Consider the following 22,019-nt stretch of genomic DNA (forward strand, 5'->3'; position numbering starts at 1 on the left):
GGTTGGAAGGCGCCCGGACGAAAGGGGAGTGGCGGCTCCGGATGCGGCAGCTCCGGGAGTCGCTCCCCCGCGAGCGCCACGCCGGCCTGAGCCGCTTGATCTGCCGCAGGCTGGAGGCGCTCTTCTCCCTCCTGGGCCTGCGGCGGGTGGCGGTGTACGCCGCCGTCCGGGGCGAGGCGGATCTCTCGGGCCTGTGGGAGCCCGGGGGTGCAAGGCGCTATTTCTTCCCCCGCGTGGCGGGGAAGGAGCTGGTTTTCCACGAGGTAGAACGTCCCGCGCGGGATCTCCGCCTGGGGCCGTTCGGGATTCTTGCCCCTGATCCCGGCGCCCCCGCGGCGCGGCCCGGCTCGATGGACGCCGTCCTGGCGCCCGGGCTGGTGTTCGATCCCGCCGGCTGCCGGATCGGCTGGGGCGGCGGCTTCTATGACCGGTGGGCCGCCGCGGCCGGCGAGGGGGCGCTTCTGGTGGGCGTGGGTTTCGCCTTTCAGCTCGTCCGGGACGGGCTTTTGCCTTGGGCGCCGGGGGACCGGCGGATGGATTGGGTGGTGACCGATCGGGAGGCGGTACGGTGCCTCCCGTGCAGATACGCCCCAGGAGGCGAAGAATGAGCACGATGGTATGGCTTGAAATCCTCGCCGCGGTGCTGGGCGCCGGGGTGGGGGCTTTGGTGGTCATGTCCGTGCTGCGGAGGCGGGCGGACGAGGTTCTGACGCGCGAGCGCCAGGAGTTCGAGGCCCGCATCCAAAGCCTGCAGGCGGTGGCCGAGGCCACGGCCCAAAAGGAAGCCGAGCGCCGCGTCAAGGAGGCCGATGTGGCCCACCGGGCGGAGATGATCCGCCTCCGGGAGGGGCTCGACAAGGACCTCAAGGAGCGGCTGGACGAGATCCAGAAGCTGGAGCGCCGCGTCCTGCAGCGCGAGGAGTCCCTCGACAAGCGCCGCGAGACGCTCGACGCCAAGGAGAGCAGCCTGGAGCGGCGTGAGCGGCAGCTCGGCGAGCGCGACGAGCAGCTTCGCCGCCAGGAGGCCCACCTGAAGGAGCTCCAGGAGCAGGAGCTGCGCAAGCTCGAGGCCATCGCGGGGCTGAGCGCCGAGGCGGCCAAGCAGGAGCTGATGGACCGCTTCCTCGAGGAGGCCAAGCAGGATATCGGCGCTCAGATCCAGCGCATGGAACGCGAGGCCAAGGAGAGGCTCGAGGGCGAGGCCAAGAAGGCGCTCGCCCTGGCGGTGGAGCGCTACTCGGGCGACCACGTGGCGGAGTCCACCGTCAGCGTGGTGGACCTGCCCTCGGACGACATGAAGGGCCGCATCATCGGCCGCGAGGGCCGGAACATCCGCGCCCTGGAGATGGCCACGGGGGTGGACATCATCATCGACGACACGCCCGAGGCCGTCGTCGTCTCCGGTTTCGACAAGGTCCGCCGCGAGACGGCCCGGCTGGCGCTCGAGGCCCTGGTGCAGGACGGGCGCATCCATCCCGGCCGCATCGAGGACGTGGTCAACAAGACCAAGCGCGAGCTCGACCGCCGCATCCAGGAGGCGGGCGAGGAGGTGCTCCTCGAGCTGGGCATCCAGGGCGTCCACCCCGAGCTGGTCAAGCTGCTCGGGCGCCTGCGCTACCGCACCAGCTACAGCCAGAACGCGCTGCTGCACTCGAAAGAGGTGGCCCACCTCGCGGGCATGCTCGCCTCGGAGCTGCGCATCGACCCCGCCATGGCGAAGCGGGCCGGGCTCTTCCACGACATCGGGAAGGCGGTCACCCACGAGCAGGAGGGCTCCCACGTCCAGCTCGGCTTCGACATCGCCAAGCGCTACAACGAGCCGCCCCAGGTGCTGAACGCCATCGTCTCCCACCACGAGGACGAGGAGCCCAACTGCATCGAGAGCCTGCTCGTGAAGGCCGCCGACACCCTCTCGGCCGCCCGCCCGGGCGCCCGGCGGGAGATGGTGCAGAGCTACATCAAGCGCCTCGAGGCGCTCGAGAAGATCGCCGAGTCGTTCAAGGGAGTCGAGAAGTGCTACGCCATCCAGGCGGGGCGCGAGATCCGGGTGGCCGTGCTGCCCGACCAGATCACCGACTCCCAGGCCTCCTTCCTGGCGCGCGACATCGCCAAGCGCATTGAGAGCGAGCGCACCTATCCGGGGGAGATCCTCGTCACCGTGATCCGGGAAACGAGGTACACGGCCACGGCGCGCTGAGCCTATCTTGCGAATCCTCTTCATCGGAGACGTGAACGGCAAGGTGGGCCGCCGGATGGCGGCCGCCCACCTCCCCGCCCTGCGGCGCGAGCGGGGGGCGGGCCTCTGCGTGGTGAACGGAGAGAACGCCGCCGGCGGCTTCGGCATCACCCCCGACATGACCGAGGAGCTGTTCCGGGCCGGGGCGGACGTGATCACCTCGGGCAACCACATCTGGAACCGCAAGGAGGCGCACGACCTCCTCCTGCGCGAGCCGCGCCTCCTGCGGCCCTCGAACTACCCGCCGGGGGTGCCGGGGAAAGGCATGTTCGTCGCCTCCAGCCTGGAGGGCCCCGTCGCCGTCATCAACCTCATGGGCCGGGTATTCATGCCGCCCGCCGAGTGCCCGTTCCGGGAGGCGGACCGCCTCCTCGACGCGCTCCCGCCGGAGGTGCGGATGGTGGTGGTGGACATCCACGCCGAGGCCACGAGCGAGAAGGTGGCCCTGGGCTGGCACCTGGACGGCCGGGTGAGCGCCGTCGTCGGCACCCACACCCACGTGCAGACGGCGGACGAGCGCGTCCTCCCGCAGGGGACGGCCTACCTCTCCGACGCCGGGATGACCGGCCCCTCGGACTCGGTCATCGGGATCAGGACCTCGATCGCCGTGGGGAAGTTCCTGACGGGCGTCCCCGTCCGGCTGGAGGCCGCCGAGGGGGCGGGGATGCTGAACGGCGCCCTGGTGGAGGTGGATTCCGCCACGGGCCGGGCCGCCTCCATCGAGCGGATCCTCATCCGGGAGGGGAGCTAGTTGCCGAACCTTGGTGTGGTGGTCACCCGTGCCGGATGCGGCGCTTCACCCTCTCCCTCTAGGAGAGGGCCGGGGTGAGGGTGCTGGGGGGCGCCGATACTTTTCCCTCACCCCTCATCCAGGGGGAGATGGGCGCGGCGGCACAGGCGACGCATCGGCAAGCTTTGCCCGCCGCATGAAAAATGAGCTCGGATTGCGCGGCTAGGGCTTGCCGTTCCGGCTGGAGACCTGCCGGCGGAGGGCGACCAGCTGCTCCTTCTCGCCGCGCTCGGCGAGGAAGCCCGCCAGCCGCTCGAGCCGTTCCCGGCAGGAGAGGCTCTCGAGCATCGCCTGCTTCAGGGGGAGAGGGAGCCGGACGATGGCGGCGGCGAGGAAGGAGAGGCGGGCGGGGTCGGCCAGGAGCTCACCGGCCGGCAGGGTCTGGCGCTCCTTCTCCTCCAGGCCCTCCCACACCCGGCGGGCGAGTTCCAGAGGGGGCGCCTCCTCGGGGAGGTCCTTGAGCGGCTGGACTTCCCCGGTGAAGTAGGGGCGATTCTCGAAGAGCCGGAGGATCTCGAAGCGCATCTCCCCGCACGTGAGGATGTTCATCCGGCCGTCGGGAAACTTCTCCAGGAGCCGCGCGACGCGAGCCGTGCAGCCGATCTTGCGGATGCCGTCCGCCTCGGCCAGCACCACCCCGAAGGGCCGGTTTCCCTCCATGCACTCCCCGATCATCAGCTTGTAGCGCTCCTCGAAGATGTGCAGGGGAAGGGGCTCCTCCGGGAGGAGGACGGCCTGGAGCGGGAAGAGGGGCAGGCGAGGGTCCTTCATCCCGGGAGTGTACCCCGAAGGGGGGCGCTTGGGGAGGCGCGGGGGGCCTTTCCGCCCGCTGATGCGGCCGGGCCGGCGGTGTATACTGGCCGTGGCTGGGAAGACCCATCAACAGGAATTTTTGGCTCAACCCGGGCCTTCCCGGGGCGGGCCGACGGCAGGAAAACCATGAGCCACGCATCGCCTCAGACCCCCCGTTCCCTGGCCGCCGCGGCGGAGACTCCCCGTAACGGCTTCGCCACCCTCTCGGGAATTCCCCTCAAGCCCTGCTACGGGCCCGGGGACGCCCCGGAGGCGGTTTCGGCGGAGCGGCCGGGGGAGTTTCCTTTCACCCGGGGGATTCACCCGGACATGTACCGGGGCCGCCTGTGGACCATGCGGCAGTACGCCGGCTTCGGGACGGCCAAGGAGAGCAACGCCCGCTACCGCTACCTCCTGGGCCAGGGGCAGATGGGCATCTCGGTCGCCTTCGATCTCCCCACCCAGATCGGCTACGACCCCGATCATCCCCTGGCCCTGGGCGAGGTGGGGAAGGTGGGTGTCTCCATCTGCTCCATCGAGGACATGGAGATGCTCCTCGAGGGCATCCCCCTCGACCGCATCTCGACCTCGATGACCATCAACGCGACGGCCGCCGTCCTCCTCTGCCTCTACGTCGCCGTGGCGGAGAGCCGAGGCATCCCGGCGGAGGCGCTCCGGGGGACCGTCCAGAACGACATCCTCAAGGAGTACATCGCGCGCGGGACCTACATCTTCCCGGCCGAGCCCAGTCTCCGGCTCATCACCGACACCATCGCCTTCTGCCGGGAGCGCGTGCCCAAGTGGAACGCCATCTCGATCAGCGGCTACCACATCCGCGAGGCGGGGGCGACGGCGGTGCAGGAGGTGGCCTTCACCCTGGCCGATGCCGTCGCCTACGTCGAGGCCTGCCGGGCCGCCGGGCTGGACGTGGACCACATCGGCCGGCAGCTCTCCTTCTTCTTCAACGTCCACAATCACTTCCTCGAGGAGGTGGCGAAGTTCCGGGCGGCGCGGCGCCTATGGGCACGCATCATGCGGGAGCGCTTTGGCGCCCGCACCGACGACGCCTGCAAGCTCCGCTTCCACGCCCAGACGGCCGGTAGCGCCCTCACGGCGCAGCAGCCCTGGAACAACGTGGTGCGGGTGTCGCTTCAGGCGCTGGCGGCGGTCCTGGGGGGGGCGCAGTCCCTCCACACGAACTCCATGGACGAGGCGCTGGCCCTGCCCACGGAGGAGGCGGTCCGCCTCGCCCTGCGCACTCAGCAGCTCATCGCCGAGGAGACGGGGGTGACCGGGACGGCCGACCCCTTCGGGGGTGCCTACGCCGTGGAAGCCCTGACGGAGGAGATCGAGCGGCGCGCGGAGGAGATCATCGTCCAGATCGACCGGATGGGCGGTATGCTCCTGGCCATCGAGCGGGGGTGGGTCCAGCGCCAGATCCAGGAAAGCGCCTACGCCGCCCAGCGATCGGTGGACAGCGGGGAGATCACCGTAGTGGGGGTGAACCGCTACGCCTCGGAGGGCGAGGCGCCCATCCCCACGCTCCAGCTGCGGCCCGAGGTGGAGGCCGAGCAGCGCGAGCGGCTGGCCCGCCTGCGCGCCGGGCGGGACGCCGCCGCCGTCTCCGCCCGGCTGGTCGAGCTCGGGAAGGCCGCCCGGGGGAGAGAGAACCTGCTGCCCTTCATCCTGGAGGCCGTGAAGGCCCGGGCCACCGTCGGGGAGGTCTCCGACGCCCTGCGCTCGGTCTTCGGCCTGTACCGGGAACAAGTGGTTGTCTAGCCCCCTCCTCTCGCTCCAGCCGCCGGCCCGGGGGGGAAGCTGGCTCGTCCGGCAGGGGGCGGATTGTCCGCCCGGCCGCACATGGAGACATGGGTAATATGACCGGAAGCGAAATCCGGCGGGCTTTCCTGGAGTACTTCCAGGAGAAGGGCCACCGCATCGTCCGCAGCTCGCCGCTGGTGCCCCAGAACGACCCGACGCTCCTGTTCACGAACGCGGGGATGGTCCAGTTCAAGGATGTCTTCACGGGGCTGGAGCGCCGCGACTACACCCGGGCCACGAGCTCCCAGAAGTGCCTCCGGGTGAGCGGCAAGCACAACGACCTGGAGAACGTGGGCCGCACCGCCCGCCACCACACCTTCTTCGAGATGCTCGGCAACTTCTCCTTCGGGGACTACTTCAAGGAGAAGGCCATCGAGTACGCCTGGGAGCTCCTCGTCGGCCGCCTGGGGCTGGACGGGGACCGGATGTGGATCACCGTCTTCCGGGAGGACGACGAAGCGGCCGATCTCTGGCGGCGCCTCGTGGGGGTACCCCCGGAACGCATCGTCCGCCGGGACGAGAAGGACAACTTCTGGGCCATGGGGGACACCGGCCCCTGCGGGCCATGCTCCGAGCTCATCTACGACCAGGGCCCCCACATCGCCGGCGGGGCCCCCGGCAGCGGGGCCGACGAGGACGGGGACCGCTACCTGGAGCTCTGGAACCTCGTCTTCATGCAGTTCGACCGCGACGCCTCGGGCAAGCTCGTCCCTCTCCCCAAGCCCTCGGTGGACACCGGGATGGGCCTGGAGCGGCTGGCCGCCGTCCTCCAGAAGCGGACGAGCAACTTCCACACCGACCTCCTCATGCCCGTCATCCGCTTCGCCGAGGAGCGCTGCGGCAAGGCCTACCACGAGAAGCCCGAGGGGCCCGACGTCTCCTACCGCGTCATCGCCGACCACGCCCGGGCGGTGAGCTTCCTCGTGGCGGACGGCGTCCTCCCCGGCAACGAGGGGCGGGGCTACGTGCTCCGCCGCATCGCGCGCCGCGCCCTCCGGCACGGGCGGATGCTCGGGATTATGGATCCCTTCCTCCACCAGGCGGCGGGGGTGGTGGCCGAGATGATGGGGGAGGCCTTCCCGGAACTGCGCGAGAGCCGGAACTACATCTCCCGGGTGGTCCTCTCCGAGGAAGAGCGCTTCTCCCACACCCTGGCCCAGGCCCAGCCGCGCATGGACGAGCTTTGCGAGAAGACGAAGGCCCGGGGGGCCTCCACGGTCCCCGGCGAGGAGGTCTTCGTCCTCCTCGACACCTACGGCTATCCCTGGGACCTGGCAGTCGAGACCGCCGCCTACCACGGCCTAGGCGTCGACGAGCCGGCTTTCGAGGCCGCCATGGACCTCCAGCGCGAGCGGGCCCGGGCGCACTGGAAGGGCTCGGGCGAGGCGGCGGTGGCCCGGGTGTGGCATGAGCTGCGGGAGGCGGCCGGCCCCACCGCCTTCCTGGGGTACGACCACCTCGAGGCCTGGGCGAAGGTCCAGGGGGTGGTGCGCGGGGGCGGGCGCGTCAAGAAGGCGGGGGTGGGGGAGGAGGCCGAGGTGCTCCTCTCGCGGACGCCCTTCTACGGCGAGTCCGGCGGCCAGGAGGGCGACCGGGGCCGCCTCGTCTGGCCCGAGGGCGCGGCCGAGGTGCTCGACACCCAGAAGCCCCTGCCGGACCTTTACGTCCACCGCGTGAGGGTGGAGCGCGGGGTCCTGGCCGAGGGGCAGGAGGTCGAGGCCCGGGTGGACGCCGAGCGGCGCGGGGCGCTCCGCCTCAACCACACGGCGACGCACCTGCTCCAGTACGCGCTCCGGCAGGTGCTGGGCGACCACGTGAAACAGGCGGGCTCGCACCTCTCGCCCGAGCGCCTCCGCTTCGACTACACCCACTTCGCCCCCCTCACCCCGCGGGAGAAGGAGGCGATCGAGGACATCGTCAACCGCCGCATCCGGGAGAACGCCCGGGTCTCGACCGCCGTCATGCCCATCGACGAGGCGCTCTCCTCGGGGGCCACCGCCCTCTTCGGGGAGCGCTACGGGGAGCAGGTGCGGGTGGTCTCGGTGGGGGACTTCAGCAAGGAGCTCTGCGGGGGCACCCACGCCTCGGCCGCCGGGGACATCGGCTTCTTCCGCATCCTCCACGAGGGCAGCGTGGCCTCGGGCGTGAGGCGCATCGAGGCGGCCACGGGGGAGGGGGCGCTGCGCCACACGCGGAAGGAGCTGGGCGTCCTGGCCGAGATCGGGGAGCTGACCAAGGCGCCCCCGCTCGAGGAGGCCGTCCGGGTGCGCCGCCTCGCGGAGCGGGTGAAGGCCCTCGAGCGCGAGGTGCGCCAGCTCCGCGAGAGGCGCTCGAGCGACGAGGCGGGCGGCCTCGCCGCCGAGGCCCGGGAGGTGAACGGGGTGAAGGTGCTGGCCGCCCGGCAGGACGGGCTCGGCCCGGATGAGCTGCGCCAGGCCGTCGACGCCGCCCGGGGCAAGCTCAAGAGCGGCGTGGCCGTACTCATCTCGGTCACGGACGGGAAGGTGGCCATCGCGGCCGGGGTGACAAAGGACCTCGTCCCGCGCATCCACGCGGGCAACCTGGTCCGCGACGTGGCCGCCCGGGTGGGGGGCAAGGGGGGCGGCCGCCCCGACTTCGCCCAGGCGGGGGGGAAGGACCCCGAGAAGGTCGACGAGGCCCTGGCCGCCGTGCCGGAGCTGATCGCGAAGATGGCCTAGACGGCCTGCTGGGCCACCGGAGGATACTCTTGGCAACGGTTCTCGAGGCCGGCCCGGCCGCGCCCGCGCGCGCCCACCGGCGGAACATCTCGCTCCTCGTCTTCGCCCACATGGCGAACGACGCGTATCACGGGTTCCTGTCGCCCCTCATGCCGCTGCTGGCCCAGAAGCTGCAGCTCTCGCTCAGCATGGTGGGCCTGCTGTCCTCGGCCCACGGCATCACGGCCGATATGGGCCAGCTCCTCTTCGGCTATTTCGCCGACCGGCTCCGCAAGGGCTGGCTCATGGCGCTGGGGCCCCTGCTGGGGGCGCTGCTGGCCCTCATGTTCTTCATGCCGAACTTCTGGGCGCTCTTCGGCCTCCTCCTGATCGGAGGGGTGGGGTCGGCCTGCTTCCATCCCGTGGCCTCGGTGCTGGCCAGCGAGTCCGCCGGGAGGCGCCGCGGCCTGGGCGTCTCTCTCTACATCTCGGGCGGCCGGCTGGGGACAGCCGCGGGGGCGGCGACCGCCACCTTTCTGGTCACCCGGTACGGCCCCGAGGGGGTCATCTACGGCGCGGTTCCTGGCCTCGTCTTCGGTCTCTTTCTCCTCTTCTTCTCGCCGCCCTTCCGGGGGAGCGCGAGCCTCGCCCACCCGAGCCTCGCCGAGACGTTCAAGTCGCTGCGGCTGGTGTTCCGCCCGCTGGCCCGCCTCTGGATTGTGAGCCTCTGCCGCACCTCCGTGACGATGACGGTGAACGCCTTCGTCCCCTTGTTCATCGTCTCGACGGGCGGGACGGTCGCCCAGGGCGGGCGGACCGTCACCCTGCATCTCCTGGCCGCCACCGCCGGCGGGATCTTCGGCGGCCACCTTTCCGACCGGATGGGGAGGCGCTTCGTGACCATCGCCTCGATCATGCTGGGGACGCCCCTGATCGTCCTGGCGTTCTTCCTGCCCGATCCGCTGCGGACGCTGGCCTTCATGGGTGCGGGCGCGGCCTTCTACGGCTCGATGGGGGTGTCCGTCACCTACGCCCAGGAGATCGCCCCGGCGCACGCGGCGCTCGTGAGCAGCTTCATGCTGGGCGCCATGTGGTTCGTGGCGAGCGGGAGCATGGTGGCGGTGGGGGCGCTGTCGGACGCCTTCGGGCTGGCCGCGGCGCTGCCCGTCTACTGCGCCACCGTGGGCGGGATCGGGACGATCCTCTCCTTCGGCCTCCCCCGGTTCAAGTAGCCGCCGAGGAGAATCCGATGCAAGAGGGCCGCACGCCGGAGGGTTTTCTCCAGCTCAAGGTGGAGCGGGACATCGCCGAGGAGATGGCGAACACGCTCGGCCGGATCGGGCGGGAGTTCGCGCGGCGCCGGGAGGAGGCCTGGCGGGCCTTCCAGGCGCTCGGGGCGTGCCCCGCCGGGGCGGGGGAGCGCCGGGCCGCCCTGGAGCGGGACCTGCAGGCAGCGCTCGACCACGCGGAGCGCTACCGCTACTTCCTCATCGTCCAGCGCGAGGCGATGGGCCTTCGGGATCACGCCGAGGTGGCGCGGAAGTTCCCCCTGCCGGAGGTCCCCGGCCGCACCCCCGCGCCGGGAGACCCGGCTAGCCCTCGTGTTGCTTGGCCCGGAGGCTTTTCACGAGCTCTTCGTAGGAAGAGCGCCGGAGGATGGACTGGAACTGATCGCGGTAGTTCCTGACCAGCCGGTTGCCCTCGATCGTCACGTCGTAGACCTGCCAGCCGGCGTCCTTCTTGTGCAGGCTGTAGCGAATGGGGACTTCCTGTTTCTTCGAGGACACGATGGTGTCCACGGTGGCATAGCTCTTGTCCACCCGCTCGCCGGTGTAGCGGACGGTTTCGTCGGTGTAGAGCTCGATCTTCCCGATGTAGGTCCGCTCGACCAGGTTGCTGAAGAGATCGACAAATTCCTTCCGCTGCTCCGGCTTGAGCTTGTTCCAATGGGCGCCGAGGGCGCTCCGGGCCATGGCCTCGAAATCGAACGCCTTCATGATGATCGATCGGATCTTCGTCCGGCGCTCCTCCTTTTTCTCCTTGAGCGCCGAATCCCGGAGGACGGCGATCACCTGCTCCACCCGGACCTTGAGCTGGTCGGTGGGCTCGCCCGCCCAGGCCGCGGCCGAAAAGACGAAGAGGGCCGCGAGCAGCGGCGCGAGAACAATCCTGAATCTGCGGCCGATCATGGTATCGGTTCCCCCTTGAAAGCGGCCCGGGCGCCCGTGCCCGGCTACTTGACCTTCCCATAGATGAACTGCCCGATGATCTTCTCGATGTCGACGGGCGGTTCCGTCTCCCGGATGCGGCCTCCGGACGGGATGACCTTCTCCCCGCCCCCCGGGCTGAGGCTGACGTACTTGTCGCCCAGTATCCCTTTGGTGCGGATCGAAGCGATGGTGTCCTCGGCGAGCTTCACGCTCGGCTTCAGGCGGAGGGTGATCACCGCCTCGCTGTCCTCCAGGCCGATGGCGGCCACCTGGCCCACCTGAACCCCGGCGATCTCGACGGTGGAGCCCTCCCTCAGGCCGGTGACGCTGGCGAAGCGGGCGGTCACCTCGTAGCCGGACGGGACTAGGTTCACCCCGCCCAGCTGGATCGAGAGATACCCGAGGGCGGCCAGCCCCGCGAGCACGAACGTCCCCACGATCAGCTCGATCCGCCGCTCTGACAAGGCTTTGTCCCCCTCAAAAGACCATCGAGGTCAGGAAATAGTCGGTCACGAGGATGAGCACCGAGGAGAGGACGACGGCCGACGTCGTCGCGCGGCCCACTCCCTCGGCGCCGTGCCCGCAGGTGTACCCCTCGTAGCAGCAGATCCACGTCACCAGGAGGCCGAACGCGAGCGACTTCTCCAGCCCTCCCGTGATGTCCGCCATCTCGACCTTCGCCTGCATCTCCCCGAAATAGACCCCGCTGCTCAGGCCGAGGAGCTTCACCCCGACGAAGTAGCCCCCAAAGATGCCCACCACGTTGAACATCGAGGCGAGCAGCGGGAACGTCAGAACCCCGGCCAGCAGGCGGGGAGAGGAGAGCCGCTGGATGGGATTCACGGCCATGCTCTTGAGGGCGTCCACCTGTTCCGTGATGACCATGATCCCGATCTCGGCGGTCATGGCCGACCCCGCCCGGCCCGCCACCACGAGGGCGGTGAGGACCGGCCCCAGCTCCCGGATGAGGCTCAGCGCGACGGCCGGCCCCAGCAGGCTCTCGGAGCCGAACTTCTGCAGGGTGTAGAAGGCCTGGAGCGCGAGCACCATTCCGGTGAACAGGCCGGTGAGCACGACGATGGAAACCGAACCGGCCCCGATGGACCGCATCTGCCGGAGCAGGAGCCGGAACCGGTAGGGGGGGAGGAGAAGCCATCCGAGGGAGGCTCCCAGAAAGATCCCCATCCGGCCGGCTTCGGCGGTGGTATCCAGGGCGCGCCGTCCGAGAAGCCTCACGCCTTGCAGTGCGACGGGATCCGGTTCCATTTTTTCCGGATTCCCCCCGGCGAACGATGATTCCTGGCCCGGCGCCCGCTCGTGCCATGCGCTTTTGGGATACATGGACCTCGGCGGCTGAAAAAATACAATCTCTAGTGTATCTTTCTTCGACGCCCGATGGCAACGGCGCCTCTTTTCCCTTCCCGAAGGGGTTTCGATGCAGACCGGCCGCGCCCCGGCCCCCGTGTCCCGCTATCTGGAACTAGGGGTCCGAATCCACTGGGACGAATTCTCCCAGATCACCGCCGTGGTGCTGTTGCTGTATCTCCCGCTCGCGTTCCTGGCCCTCCTGCTTCAGCCCTCCCTGCAGTCGATTCTGCGGCCCGGGGCGGGGGACGCGCTTGTCCTCGTCCCGCGCATGCTGCTGGCCCAGCTCCTGCTCCGCCTGATGCAGGCGTTCATCTTCATCCTGCTGATCCTCCGCCTCGACGCGCAGCGCCGGGGCGGGGGAGACGCCTGGGACCTGAGCGAGGCCTCCAGCCGCCTGTGGCAGGTGGCGCGGGTGGACCTGGCCTATGCCTTCGGCCTCCAGGGCCTGGCGGTGCTGACCCTGTGGGTTTCGGCGGGGGCGCTGAGCTTCCTCCTGGGGGACGGGCCGCTCATCTTCCCGGCTTCAATCTCGATCACCGCCTTCGCGGTCCTCCCGCCCGCCATCCGGTACTATTTCTGCGCCTTCGCCGCGCTCCTGCACCGGGACGGCTTCCGGGCCGCGTTCCGGCGGTCGGCCGCGGCGTCCGCGGGCGCGGAGAAGCCGGTCGTCCTTCTCGTGCTCGCCTACCTCGGGGCGTGGTTCGTCCTCTGGCAGCTCGTGCACGGCCTCTTCGGCGGGACGGGTTTCGGGCAGCTCATCCTGCAGGCGGGGATCATGGTGACGTCGGTGTCCTACTTCTTCGCCGGCTACAACCTTTACCTCGACCTCGCCCCTCCGCTGCCGGGCGAGGGCGGGGAGGGTGCGGCGGGGGAGGCGGGCCGGGCCCTTCCCCTGCCGCCGGGCGGGAATTAGCCGGCAGGCATTGCGCGCCAGAAGACGCGGCATGATTGCCGGGCCGCCTAGTCCCCGGCCTGGATCTCGAAGGTGAGCCCGTCGTAGGCCATCTCGACGCCGGGGGGCAGCTTCGCGTTCGTCTCGTGGTATTCCAGTTCGTAATTGGTGTGGGTGAAGTAGGTCCGCTCGGGCCGCAGCTCGCGCACGACTCCGAGGGCCTGCTCCACGGTGAAGTGGGAGGGGTGCTCCCGGTGCCGCAGGGCGTCGAGGATGAGCACCCGCACCCCCTCCAGCGCCCGCATCGACGCCTTGGGGATGGCGTTGCAGTCGGTGGCGTAGGCGAAGTCGCCGATGCGGAGGCCCATCACCCGGATGCCGCCGTGCTCGAGCTCGATGGGCCGCACCCGGAACCCCCCCGCCTCGAACGGGCGCCCCGCCACCTCGTGGAGGGTGAGCTGGGGCTTGAAGCCCTGGTAGTCGGGAGTTTCGCCGAAGATGTAGCTGAAGTTGCGCCGCAGGACGGCGGCCGTGTCGGGGTAGGCGTAGCAGGGGATGGTGCGCTTCATCAGGAAGTTGAAGACGCGCAGGTCGTCGATCCCGTGGGTGTGGTCGGCGTGGTGGTGGGTATAGACGACGGCGTCCACCCGGCGGAGCCCGTGGCGCAGGGCCTGCTCGCGGAGGTCCGGGCCCGTGTCCACGAGAAGGCCCGTCCCATCCCCCTCGATGAAGATGCTCGGCCGCAGCCGCTTGTTGCGCGGGTCGTCCGAGAGGCAGACGGGATCGGTGCAGCCGATGGCCGGGACCCCGGTGGAGGTGCCGCACCCCAGGACGATGACGCGCGCTCCCGCGCTCATGCAACGGCCTCGGCCAGCGCCTTGGCCGCATCCTCCACGTCCTTCCGGCTCACGTCCAAGTGGGTGACGGCGCGCATGTGGGCCGGGCCGAAGGTCGAGAGCGCGGCCCCGCGCTCCATCAGGCGGGCGTTCACCTCATCGGCCGTCCTCCCCGACTCGGAGACGTCGAGGAAGACGATGTTGGTGGGGGTCGTGGGGAAGGCGTGCCGCACCCCGGGGATTCCCGCGGTGAGCTCGGCGAAGCGCTGGGCGTTCGCGTGGTCCTCCGACAGACGCCCGGCGTGGTGGTCGAGCGCGTAGAGACCCGCCGCCGCCAGGATGCCCGCCTGCCGCCAGCCCCCGCCCAGGATCTTGCGGATGCGCCGCGCCTTCTGGATGAAGGCCCGGCCCCCGATGAGCACCGAGCCAACGGGGCAGCCCAGCCCCTTCGAGAGGCAGAAGGAGAGGGAGTCGCACTGGCCGCCCCACTCCAGGGGCGGGATGCCGGAGGCCGCCACGGCGTTGAAGATGCGCGCCCCGTCCATGTGGAGGGGGACCCCGCGCCCGAGGGAGAGCGCGCGCAGCTCCTTCATCCGCTCCAGGGGAAAGACTTGCCCGCCGCCGGCGTTGTGGGTGTTCTCGATCCAGATGAGGGCGGTGTGCGGCCCCAGGCCCATCTCGGGCCGGAGGACCGCTTCGGCGTCGCGGCGGGCATAGACTCCCCGGTCGGCCGGCACGAACGCGAACTGGATTCCCGAGATGAGGGAGGGAGCCCCGGCCTCGCTGCGGAAGGGATGGCACTTGGCGTCGGCGACGATCTCGTCCCCGGGCTGGGAGTAGGCCTTGATGGCGATCTGGTTGGCCTGGGTGCCGGAGGGGACGAAGAGGGCGGCCTCCTTGCCGAAGATGCCCGCCGCGCGCTCCTGGAGGGAGTTGACGGTGGGGTCCTCGCCGAAGAGGTCGTCGCCCACCTCGGCGCGCATCATGGCCTCGCGCATCGGGGGCGTGGGGCGGGTGACGGTGTCGCTTCTCAAGTCAATGAATCGGCGTGGCACGGCGGAAGGGCCTCTCAGGAAGCGGGTTCGGCGTATTCGGCTTCCCTGAACTGCTCCACCGCCCGGTAGACCTTCTTCTTGACGAAGATGTCCACCAGCTCCGGATCTAGATGCTGGTCCTTCACCTCGAACTTGAGGATCTGGATGGCCTTCTCCAGGGGAGCGGCCTTCTTGTAGGGGCGATCCGTGGCGGTGAGGGCGTCGAAGATGTCGCATACGCACATGATCTTGGCCTGAAGGACGATCTCCTCTTCCTTCAGGTGCCGGGGATATCCGGTCCCGTTCAGCTTCTCGTGGTGGCCGTGGGCGATCTCGGGCACGCCCCGGAGCGCCCGGGTCCACGGGATCTGGACGAGGAAGTCGTAGCTGTGGACGACGTGGGACTCGATCTCCTTGCGCTCCTCCTCCGTCAGGTTCCCCCGGCGGAGAGCGAGGCACTTGAGCTCGTTGGGGGTGAGGTAGGGCTTCTCCGTCCCGTCGAAGTCACGATAGGTGATCTCCCCGAGCTTCATCAGGCCGTCGAAGTCCCCGTCCGGCATCATGGTGGGGACGTCGGAGCGGACGATCAGGCTCAGGTAGTGGTCCACCTCGGCCAGCCTGGCGTTCATCTCCCCGCGCTGTTTCTCCACCTCATCCCGCTTTCCGGCGAGGGCGAGCTCGAGCATCCGTTCCTGGTACTCGGCCTGGATGGTCCGCTTGATGACGGCGAAGCGGTTCTTCACTACCTCCATCTCCATCGGGTAGAGCTTGTTCGCCTTCTGGAGCACGTGCTCGCGGACGCCGATCTTGCCGAAGTCGTGCAGGAAGCCCGCGTAGCGAAGCTCCTTCATCTGCTCCTCGGTGAAGAGCGTCTCGGCGTAGCGGCCCTCGGTCGTCTCGCTCACGGCGTGGGCGAGCGCGCAGGTGAGCTCCGTGACGCGCTCGGAGTGGCCGGACGTGATCGGGTCCCGCTGCTCGATCGCGTGGACCGAGGCCTTGACCAGCCCCTCGAAGGTCCGCTCGAGGCTCTCGATCAGCATGCTGTTCTCCAGGGCCACGGCGGCCTGGCTGGCCAGGGAGGAGACCAGGTGCTCGACCGCGTGGTCGAAGGGCACGACGTGCCGCTCGGCCGCCTCGGGCGTCGGGATCAGGATGTCGGCCGAGGGCTTGGCGTTGATCAGCTGCAGGACGCCCGTGATCTCGTTGTTATGGTCGCGCATCGGCACCACGAGCATGGACTTGCTCCGGTAGCCCACGCTTTGGTCGAAGGACTTGTTGACCGAGTATTCGACCCCAGGCGGCAGGTCGTACACGTCCGGGATGTTGAGCGTCCCACCCGTCACGGCGACGTAGCCGGAGATGCTCGTCTTGGTGGCGGGCATGATGAACTGCTTGAAGGGGATGCGCTTCGAATCGTTCTGGGTGTGCACGAAACGGAGGTTCCTCTTCCCGTCGCTGGTTTCCTCCACCAGATAGAGGCTCCCCGCGTCGGCGTTGGTGAGCTCCCGGCTGTGGGTGAGGATCATGTCGAGGAGGCGGTAGTGGTTCTGCTCCGCCGAGAGGGCGATTCCGATCTGGGTCAGCTTGTCCAAGTTCCGGGTGAGGAGGCCCCGGTGGTGGCGCTCGATATGGGCCGAGCGCTGGAGGGCCGCGTGCCAGAAGGCCCCCCGCAAGGCGAGCATGAGGGCCGTCTCCTGGACGGGGCACTGGAGCACGCCCGAGACGTGGGGCGGAAGCTCTCCCGAGGGCATCCCCGCCAGGCCGGACGGGATGACGCGGATGATCGAGGCCGGGGTCGTCTCGGCGGAGAAACGCTCCAGCCCGGGGAGCCCGTTCTCGCCCGCCAAGCGGTCATCGAGGAGGATGACGTTGAGCGCGTCCTGGGCCGGCTCGATCGCCTCCAGCGAGGGAACCTCGTGGAGCACGAAGCCCTGGCCCTCGAGCTGCCCCCGCCACTCCTGGAGCGGAAGGGCGGGGGAGTGGTACACCACCTTCGCGAGCTGGGGAAGATCAGCGGAGAGGTTCATCCGCTTTCTCCCTTCTGCCCCTGCGTGGGACTGCGCCCGCCGGAGGCGGACCTAGCTCGGGAAGCGGAAGAGGCGGCCGTTTTCCCGAATAAGCCACGGATTATCCCTTTATTTATACCCCCCGCCTTCGCGGTTGCCAAATCGGTTCTCGGGCGCCGGAAAGCTAGGTCGGGCCGGGGGAAGAAGAGGAGGAAGGATGGCCGAGGGACCCTTCCCGCCCGGGCACCGTGTCCGGGCGCGGCGCTACCAGATGCAGCGGCTGGGGCTGGGGCTGGCCGCCTCCGCCGTGGAAGCCGGAGCCGTCCTGGCCGTCCTCTCCCTTGCGCCGCGGGGGGGCTGGCCGATGCCGCATGCCCCGGCTTTCATCTCGGGGATGGTCTATTTCGCGCTCCTGGCGCTCCTGCGCGAGGCGGTCTCTTTCCCGCTGGACTACCTGGCCGGCTACCGGCTGCCCCGCCGCGAGGGCCTCTCGACCGAGACGCTGGGCGGGTGGCTCCTCGACCGGGCCAAAGGGATGCTGCTCCTCCTGGCCATCGGGGGCCCGGCGGCCGGGGCCTTCGTGGCCGTCATGGCGGCCCGCCCGCAGGACTGGTGGTGGCTCGCCGCCGGGCTGGGGATTCTCCTGGGAGGGGCCCTCACCCTCATCGGGCCGGTCGTGCTGGCCCCCCTGTTCTTCCGCTTCAAGCCGCTGGAGGACCCCGGCCTCCGGGAGCGCCTGGAGGGCCTCCTCGCCCGGACGGGGGCCCGGGTGCGGGGCGGGGTGTGGGAGATGGACCTGAGCCGCAAGAGCCGGGCCGCCAACGCCGCCCTGGTGGGCTGGGGGCCCTCCCGCCGGGTGGTGCTCTCGGACACCCTGCTCGATTCCTCTCCGGAGGAGATCGAGGCCGTGCTCGCCCACGAGATCGCCCACCACGTGGGGCGGCATATCCCGCGGCTGCTCCTGGCGCGGGCGGCGGCCCTGGCGGCGGGGCTGTTCCTCGTCCAGAAGGTCCTGGAGCATCCGGGGTGGCACGCCTGGGCGGGCATCCCCCCCGTCCCGCCCGGGGAGCCCGCCGCGATCGCCGCCGCCTGGCTGCTGCTCGGGCTGTGGGGGATGCTCCTCGCGCCCGCGACGCTCGCCCACGCGCGCCGGCTGGAGTACTGGTGCGACGCCTTCGCCGTCCGCCATACGGGGTCGGGCGAGGGGATGGCCTCCGCCCTGGAGAAGCTCTGCCTCAAGAACCTGGCGGACCCCTGTCCGCCCCGCTGGGTGGTGGCGCTGTTCCATTCCCACCCGCCGCTGGGAGAGCGTATCCGCCGCGCCCGGAGGGGCGGGAGCGCCTAGCGCCGCCCGCCCGGCCAGGTCAGAAACGGCATGTTCACCACGATCCCCGAATCCTCGACCGTGATTTCCCCCTTTTTAGCGCCTCCTTCACTTCGGTGACCGGCTTCTGGAGGCAGCCTTCTTCGTCTCTCACTAATTGACCTTTACCGGACCGGCCTCTCCGGGCCCCGGCCCCGGAACCGATCGATGAACGCGGCCGCCGCTTTCGAGTCGAATTCAGCCAGTTGGAGTTTCTTCGTCCACGCCGTCAGGATGACCACCCGTCCCAGGCCCGGCTTCGGCGTGACGACCAAACCCGCCCACGGGTCGGCGTAATGGCTCGCCCACTCCCTCAGCCTTTGCATCGCCTCCCGGCCGGGGTCGTCGTAATAGATGACGATACTTCCATGCTCCAGCGCATGGACCAAGTTTCCGGGGAGCTGCGGGCTCTCGTAGAAACCGGGGGATGTGGCGACCGGATAGTGCGACCCTGAGGTGGGCGGATCCGTCCGGTAAAACATCGGTGAGCCTTGCGAGACATGCTCGTTTCCCTCGCTGGCGAGGGACTCGATCTTGCTCAAAGCCCCTTGGCCCTGCGCAGCCTGCCGCTGGAAAGTCGTCTCCCCTTCGTCCCAGTCCCACCATGACCACCACAGGAGCGCTATGCCAATGCAGAAGATCGCGGAGAGGATGATCTTCCAGCGGGTGAGGCCCCAAAGGCGGGCCCTCCCTCGCCCTTTTGGGACAGGGTTTTTATTCTTCCTGCCCTTTGAGCGTGGCACCTCATATCTCCATATCTCTCAATGACACAAAAGACGTTTTCCTCCGCGCCTGCTGCACAACGACATTAAGAACAGGCGAAAGTGCCTATCGATTCCTCACCGTTTCCCGCCCGGCCAGGTCAGGAACGGCATGTTCACCACGATCCCCGAATCCTCGACCGTGATTTCCCCCTTTCTCATCGCTTCCTTCACCTCGGCGGCCGATTTCTGGAGGCGGGCCGCTTTCTCGTCCTTCCAGGCTACCAGGGCCACCTTCCGGAGCGGCCGGTATCCAGCCTGCCCGGGCGGGTTCTCGAACACGTCGGGCTGGAAGCCCAGGGGGCCGCGGGGGCCCTCGGGCTTCAAGCCGTTCTTATAGACGTACACGCGGGCCAGGTTCTCCCCGGGCACTCGGGCGAGGGAGGGGACGTGCAGGACGGGCGAGCCCATCATGTCCGTCAGGAGCTTGGCGATCTTGGGATCCGAGGCTTCGGTGTGGATGAAAAGAATTTCCCGGCCCTCGCTGTAGCCCGTCACCGGCGGGACGACGGGGGCGCCCGCGGGGGCCTTCATGCTCCCGGTCGGGGCGGACGCGGGCTGGACATAGAAGCCGACGGCGTAGCCCGTGAGCGCCACAGCGGCCATCAGTGCGAAAAGGGGAAGGCGGCTCACGTCTTGCCTCCTCTGGGATGAATGAATCTTCTCTCTCCTGGCGTCAGCCCCGCGGCGGAAGGCCACGCCAGCCGATCCAGATGCTCCAGGCGCCCACCAGCACCAGGAACACCCCCGCCCACAAGGGTGCCCGGGCCGAGTGGCGCCCCAGGCGGATGAGCCAATCGGAGGCACGCCGGGAGGCCGCGATAACGAGAAATGGGGCGGAGAGAGCGACTCCGAAGAGGGACATCGAGATGAACCCCTTCCCCACGCCGGCCAGGCCCGCCTGCCCCAGGAGGGCCAGGAACAAGGGGGTGGCGCAGATCGGGGCGCTCAGGCCGAAGACGGCCCCCATCGGCAGCGCCAAGCCTGATTTCCTTTGAAGCCAAGCCAAGTCGCCCACCGGCAAGGTGAATCCCCCGAAATGGACACTCAAGGCCAGAATCCCCAGCAGGACGTACAGCGCCCCCAGCCCCGCGCTGTACAGATAAACCCCCGCCGCGAAGGAGCGGCCCAGCCAAGCCACCCCGGCGCCCAGGAGCCCGAGAAAAAGCGCCCGGCTCAGGACGAAGGCCGCGGCCTGGCCGAGTTGCTCCGCTAGGGGCCGGCCCCTCAGGTAGGCCAGGAACACGAAATTCGCCCCCATCGAGCAGGGCTCGACGAAGCCGAGGAGGCCGAAGGCCAAGGGAATGGCCCCGAAGCGGAACAGCTCTTCCACGTCCTACTCCCTCCACGGCGAGATCACAGAAGCTCCACCTTGTCCGAAATGGCATACCGGGTGCATCCCAGCCGCCACCTTTGGTGCTCTCACGAACCTGGACCCGGAACCAAGTCGGCCGTGACATCGTAGACCTTCACGGGCCGGCCGATGTTCTTCAACTCAAAACTTCCGGCATAGCAGCCCTTGAAAGCCCCGTTGAGACGGCGCCAGGTTTCCTCGGATGCGTAGGTCTTCCTGGCGGGCGCGAGGCCGGTGAGGCGGGCGGCGAGGTTGGTCACCGGCCCGATCGCCGTATAGGTGGCGCGGACCTCCCGCCGCCCCCGGTATTCCATCACGCCCAGGTTCGCGGGTCCGGAGTTGACCCCGATGTGCACGGCCAAGTCCCGGCACTCGCTCTCATGGCACACCTCGAATTCCATCGTGCGGGAATGGATGAGAGACGCGGCGCGGACGGCGGCGCGGGCGTGTCCTTCCGGCCCTTCCCCGGGGAAGAGAACCATCAAGCCGTCCCCGGCCGTCTCGTTGATCGTCCCTCCGAGCTCGTGCACCTCGTCGATGAAAGAGGAGAAGTACTCCTCGATGAGGTCCTGCACCCGCTCGGCCGGGAGCTCCTCGCACAGGCGCGTGCACCCGGCGATGTCGACGAAGAGCACGGTGAGATCCCGCATCTGCCGGCAAAGCCGGCACAGCGGCGGGGTGAACGGATCTTTCTCGATGGCCTCGCGAACGGCGGAGGGGACGAAGCGCCGCAGCCATTGGTTCTCGGCCTCGATCCGCGTCATTTTCCCGGCCGCTGCGTCCGGAATTCCGCCACCGGCACCAAAGGGTTCAAAGTCCATCGGATTTCGAAATCCCGCCTCGTTGTTGTCTTTCGGGCGCATTCCAAGTTCCCTCGTAAACGAGGTCACTTCCGGGGCCGCCACTTCTGGACGCGGTTGTTCGCGAAGTCGGCGGCGAAGACGGCGCCGTCATCGGCGGCGGCGACGGCGATCGCGTGCTGGAACTGGCCGGGCCCATCGCCTTTTTTCCCGAAGGCGGCGAGGAAGGTCCCGTCGGGCGCGAACTTCTGGACGCGGTTGTTGTAGAAGTCGGCGGCGAGCAGATTTCCGTGCTCGTCGAAAACGATGGATGTCACCGTCGTAAACCAGCCATGGAACGGGCCGTAGATGCCGCGCGCGAGCGGCCCGCCCCATTTGCGCAGGAATTTGCCGTCAGCATCGAACACTTGAATCCGATTCCCATAGCCGTCGGCCATGTAGACATTGCCCGTTCGGTCGAGCTTCACATCGGTCGGATAGTAGAATTTGCCGGCCGCATGACCTGTCTCGCCCGTTTTCCCCCACTGCCGCACGAAGCTTCCGTCCGCCCGCAAGTGCTGGACCCGCTGGTTGTAGAAGTCGGCGACGAAGAGGTCCCCGTCGGCCGAGACGGCCACCCCCCCCGGCGCGCCGAACTCTCCGGGGCCCTTCCCTTTGCGGCCGATGCTCCTCCGGTGCGTCCCGTCCAGGGCGAAGACCTCGACGCGGTCGTTCCAGTAGTCCGCGACGTAAAGATCGCTCCGCGATACGGTCAAGTTCATGGGGCGGCCGAGCCGGCCCGGCCCGCTCCCCTTCTCGCCGAACTGGCGCTTGAACTTCCCGCCCAGGTCGAAGACCTGGATACGGGCGTTCCGCGCGTCGCTCACGAACACTTCACCCCCGGCGACCGCGACGCCGGTAGGATCATGGAACTGGCCGGGGCCGGTTCCGCGGCCGCCCCATGCGATGACGAACTCGTATCCCGGCTCCTTGGGCGAGGGCACCCAGACGAACCAGCCGGCGGCGACCAACCCGATCAGGGCGGCCGCCGCGCCGCCCAGGATTTTCAGGACGAGCCGGAGCTTCATGGTTCAATCCT

21 protein-coding genes are annotated in these 22,019 nt (G+C 69.1%); 9 read left to right on the forward strand and 12 right to left on the reverse strand.

The window, feature by feature from the left end; genetic code table 11:
- Window positions 1–2: 2 nt before the first annotated feature.
- From HYZ11_00725 to HYZ11_00735, 3 genes are read left to right on the forward strand one after another with little or no spacing between them, the layout of a single operon-like run.
- Window positions 3–608 carry a 5-formyltetrahydrofolate cyclo-ligase gene (locus HYZ11_00725; protein ID MBI3126110.1) on the forward strand — a complete coding sequence of 202 codons (606 nt, stop codon included), beginning with the start codon at window positions 3–5 and terminating at the stop codon, window positions 606–608.
- Window positions 605–2,197 carry a ribonuclease Y gene (gene rny / locus HYZ11_00730; protein MBI3126111.1) on the forward strand — a complete coding sequence of 531 codons (1,593 nt, stop codon included), beginning with the start codon at window positions 605–607 and terminating at the stop codon, window positions 2,195–2,197. Before HYZ11_00725 ends, rny begins: the two co-directional genes overlap by 4 nt.
- A gap of 7 nt (window positions 2,198–2,204) precedes the next feature.
- A complete protein-coding gene (locus tag HYZ11_00735; protein ID MBI3126112.1) occupies window positions 2,205–2,987 on the forward strand; it encodes a TIGR00282 family metallophosphoesterase in 783 nt (260 codons plus the stop codon).
- 201 nt (window positions 2,988–3,188) lie between these two features.
- On the opposite strand, the gene HYZ11_00740 is transcribed toward HYZ11_00735, so the two are convergent.
- Window positions 3,189–3,797, reverse strand: a complete 609-nt coding sequence (locus HYZ11_00740; protein MBI3126113.1) for an LON peptidase substrate-binding domain-containing protein — start codon at window positions 3,795–3,797, stop codon at window positions 3,189–3,191.
- 168 nt (window positions 3,798–3,965) lie between these two features.
- Between HYZ11_00740 and HYZ11_00745 the strand changes: the two genes are divergently transcribed.
- The 4 genes from HYZ11_00745 to HYZ11_00760 all read left to right on the forward strand — a co-directional run bounded on the left by HYZ11_00745 (window position 3,966) and on the right by HYZ11_00760 (window position 10,004).
- Window positions 3,966–5,597: a methylmalonyl-CoA mutase gene (locus tag HYZ11_00745; protein ID MBI3126114.1), complete on the forward strand. Its 1,632-nt coding sequence runs from the start codon at window positions 3,966–3,968 to the stop codon at window positions 5,595–5,597.
- Between the two features lie 98 nt (window positions 5,598–5,695).
- Window positions 5,696–8,338: an alanine--tRNA ligase gene (gene alaS / locus HYZ11_00750; GenBank protein ID MBI3126115.1), complete on the forward strand. Its 2,643-nt coding sequence runs from the start codon at window positions 5,696–5,698 to the stop codon at window positions 8,336–8,338.
- 29 nt (window positions 8,339–8,367) lie between these two features.
- A complete protein-coding gene (locus tag HYZ11_00755; protein MBI3126116.1) occupies window positions 8,368–9,549 on the forward strand; it encodes an MFS transporter in 1,182 nt (393 codons plus the stop codon).
- 17 nt (window positions 9,550–9,566) lie between these two features.
- Window positions 9,567–10,004 (forward strand): hypothetical protein, encoded by a 438-nt coding sequence (locus HYZ11_00760; protein ID MBI3126117.1) that lies wholly within the window; start codon window positions 9,567–9,569, stop codon window positions 10,002–10,004.
- Here the strand turns inward: HYZ11_00760 and HYZ11_00765 are convergent.
- Genes HYZ11_00765 through HYZ11_00775 form a run of 3 tightly spaced genes read right to left on the reverse strand, consistent with a single transcriptional unit; the run spans window position 9,910 to window position 11,793 of the window.
- A complete protein-coding gene (locus HYZ11_00765) occupies window positions 9,910–10,506 on the reverse strand; it encodes an ABC transporter substrate-binding protein (protein MBI3126118.1) in 597 nt (198 codons plus the stop codon). The genes HYZ11_00760 and HYZ11_00765 overlap by 95 nt on opposite strands.
- 44 nt (window positions 10,507–10,550) lie before the next feature.
- On the reverse strand, window positions 10,551–10,991 hold the full coding sequence (mlaD, locus tag HYZ11_00770) for an outer membrane lipid asymmetry maintenance protein MlaD (GenBank protein MBI3126119.1): 441 nt from the start codon (window positions 10,989–10,991) through the stop codon (window positions 10,551–10,553).
- Between the two features lie 13 nt (window positions 10,992–11,004).
- On the reverse strand, window positions 11,005–11,793 hold the full coding sequence (locus tag HYZ11_00775; protein MBI3126120.1) for an ABC transporter permease: 789 nt from the start codon (window positions 11,791–11,793) through the stop codon (window positions 11,005–11,007).
- 169 nt (window positions 11,794–11,962) lie between these two features.
- On the opposite strand from HYZ11_00775, the gene HYZ11_00780 reads away from it, so the two are divergent.
- Window positions 11,963–12,808, forward strand: coding sequence for a hypothetical protein (locus tag HYZ11_00780; protein MBI3126121.1), 846 nt, complete (start codon window positions 11,963–11,965; stop codon window positions 12,806–12,808).
- Between the two features lie 47 nt (window positions 12,809–12,855).
- Here the strand turns inward: HYZ11_00780 and HYZ11_00785 are convergent, their stop codons facing one another.
- Genes HYZ11_00785 through HYZ11_00795 form a run of 3 tightly spaced genes read right to left on the reverse strand, consistent with a single transcriptional unit; the run spans window position 12,856 to window position 16,684 of the window.
- Window positions 12,856–13,644, reverse strand: coding sequence for an MBL fold metallo-hydrolase (locus tag HYZ11_00785; protein MBI3126122.1), 789 nt, complete (start codon window positions 13,642–13,644; stop codon window positions 12,856–12,858).
- The gene (locus tag HYZ11_00790; protein ID MBI3126123.1) at window positions 13,641–14,678 is read right to left on the reverse strand and encodes an aminotransferase class I/II-fold pyridoxal phosphate-dependent enzyme; all 1,038 of its coding nucleotides are present in this window, start codon (window positions 14,676–14,678) and stop codon (window positions 13,641–13,643) included. Before HYZ11_00790 ends, HYZ11_00785 begins: the two co-directional genes overlap by 4 nt.
- A gap of 14 nt (window positions 14,679–14,692) precedes the next feature.
- On the reverse strand, window positions 14,693–16,684 hold the full coding sequence (locus tag HYZ11_00795) for a GAF domain-containing protein (protein ID MBI3126124.1): 1,992 nt from the start codon (window positions 16,682–16,684) through the stop codon (window positions 14,693–14,695).
- Window positions 16,685–16,880: 196 nt separating this feature from the next.
- Here HYZ11_00795 and HYZ11_00800 point away from each other — a divergent pair, with 196 nt between their 5' ends.
- A complete protein-coding gene (locus tag HYZ11_00800; protein MBI3126125.1) occupies window positions 16,881–18,008 on the forward strand; it encodes a M48 family metalloprotease in 1,128 nt (375 codons plus the stop codon).
- 143 nt (window positions 18,009–18,151) lie between these two features.
- Here the strand turns inward: HYZ11_00800 and HYZ11_00805 are convergent, their stop codons facing one another.
- The 5 genes from HYZ11_00805 to HYZ11_00825 all read right to left on the reverse strand — a co-directional run bounded on the left by HYZ11_00805 (window position 18,152) and on the right by HYZ11_00825 (window position 22,008).
- A complete protein-coding gene (locus HYZ11_00805; GenBank protein MBI3126126.1) occupies window positions 18,152–18,508 on the reverse strand; it encodes a DUF3105 domain-containing protein in 357 nt (118 codons plus the stop codon).
- A gap of 357 nt (window positions 18,509–18,865) precedes the next feature.
- Entirely contained in the window at window positions 18,866–19,420 is a 555-nt protein-coding gene (locus HYZ11_00810) for a hypothetical protein (GenBank protein ID MBI3126127.1), read from the reverse strand.
- Window positions 19,421–19,463: 43 nt separating this feature from the next.
- Window positions 19,464–20,120, reverse strand: a complete 657-nt coding sequence (locus tag HYZ11_00815) for a hypothetical protein (GenBank protein MBI3126128.1) — start codon at window positions 20,118–20,120, stop codon at window positions 19,464–19,466.
- 89 nt (window positions 20,121–20,209) lie between these two features.
- Window positions 20,210–20,905: an adenylate/guanylate cyclase domain-containing protein gene (locus HYZ11_00820; GenBank protein MBI3126129.1), complete on the reverse strand. Its 696-nt coding sequence runs from the start codon at window positions 20,903–20,905 to the stop codon at window positions 20,210–20,212.
- 122 nt (window positions 20,906–21,027) lie between these two features.
- Complete coding sequence (locus HYZ11_00825; GenBank protein ID MBI3126130.1) at window positions 21,028–22,008, reverse strand: 6-bladed beta-propeller; 981 nt, start codon at window positions 22,006–22,008, stop codon at window positions 21,028–21,030.
- Between the last annotated feature and the right edge of the window lie 11 nt (window positions 22,009–22,019).

Source organism: Candidatus Tectomicrobia bacterium (assembly GCA_016192135.1).
GTDB lineage: Bacteria > UBA8248 > UBA8248 > UBA8248 > UBA8248 > 2-12-FULL-69-37.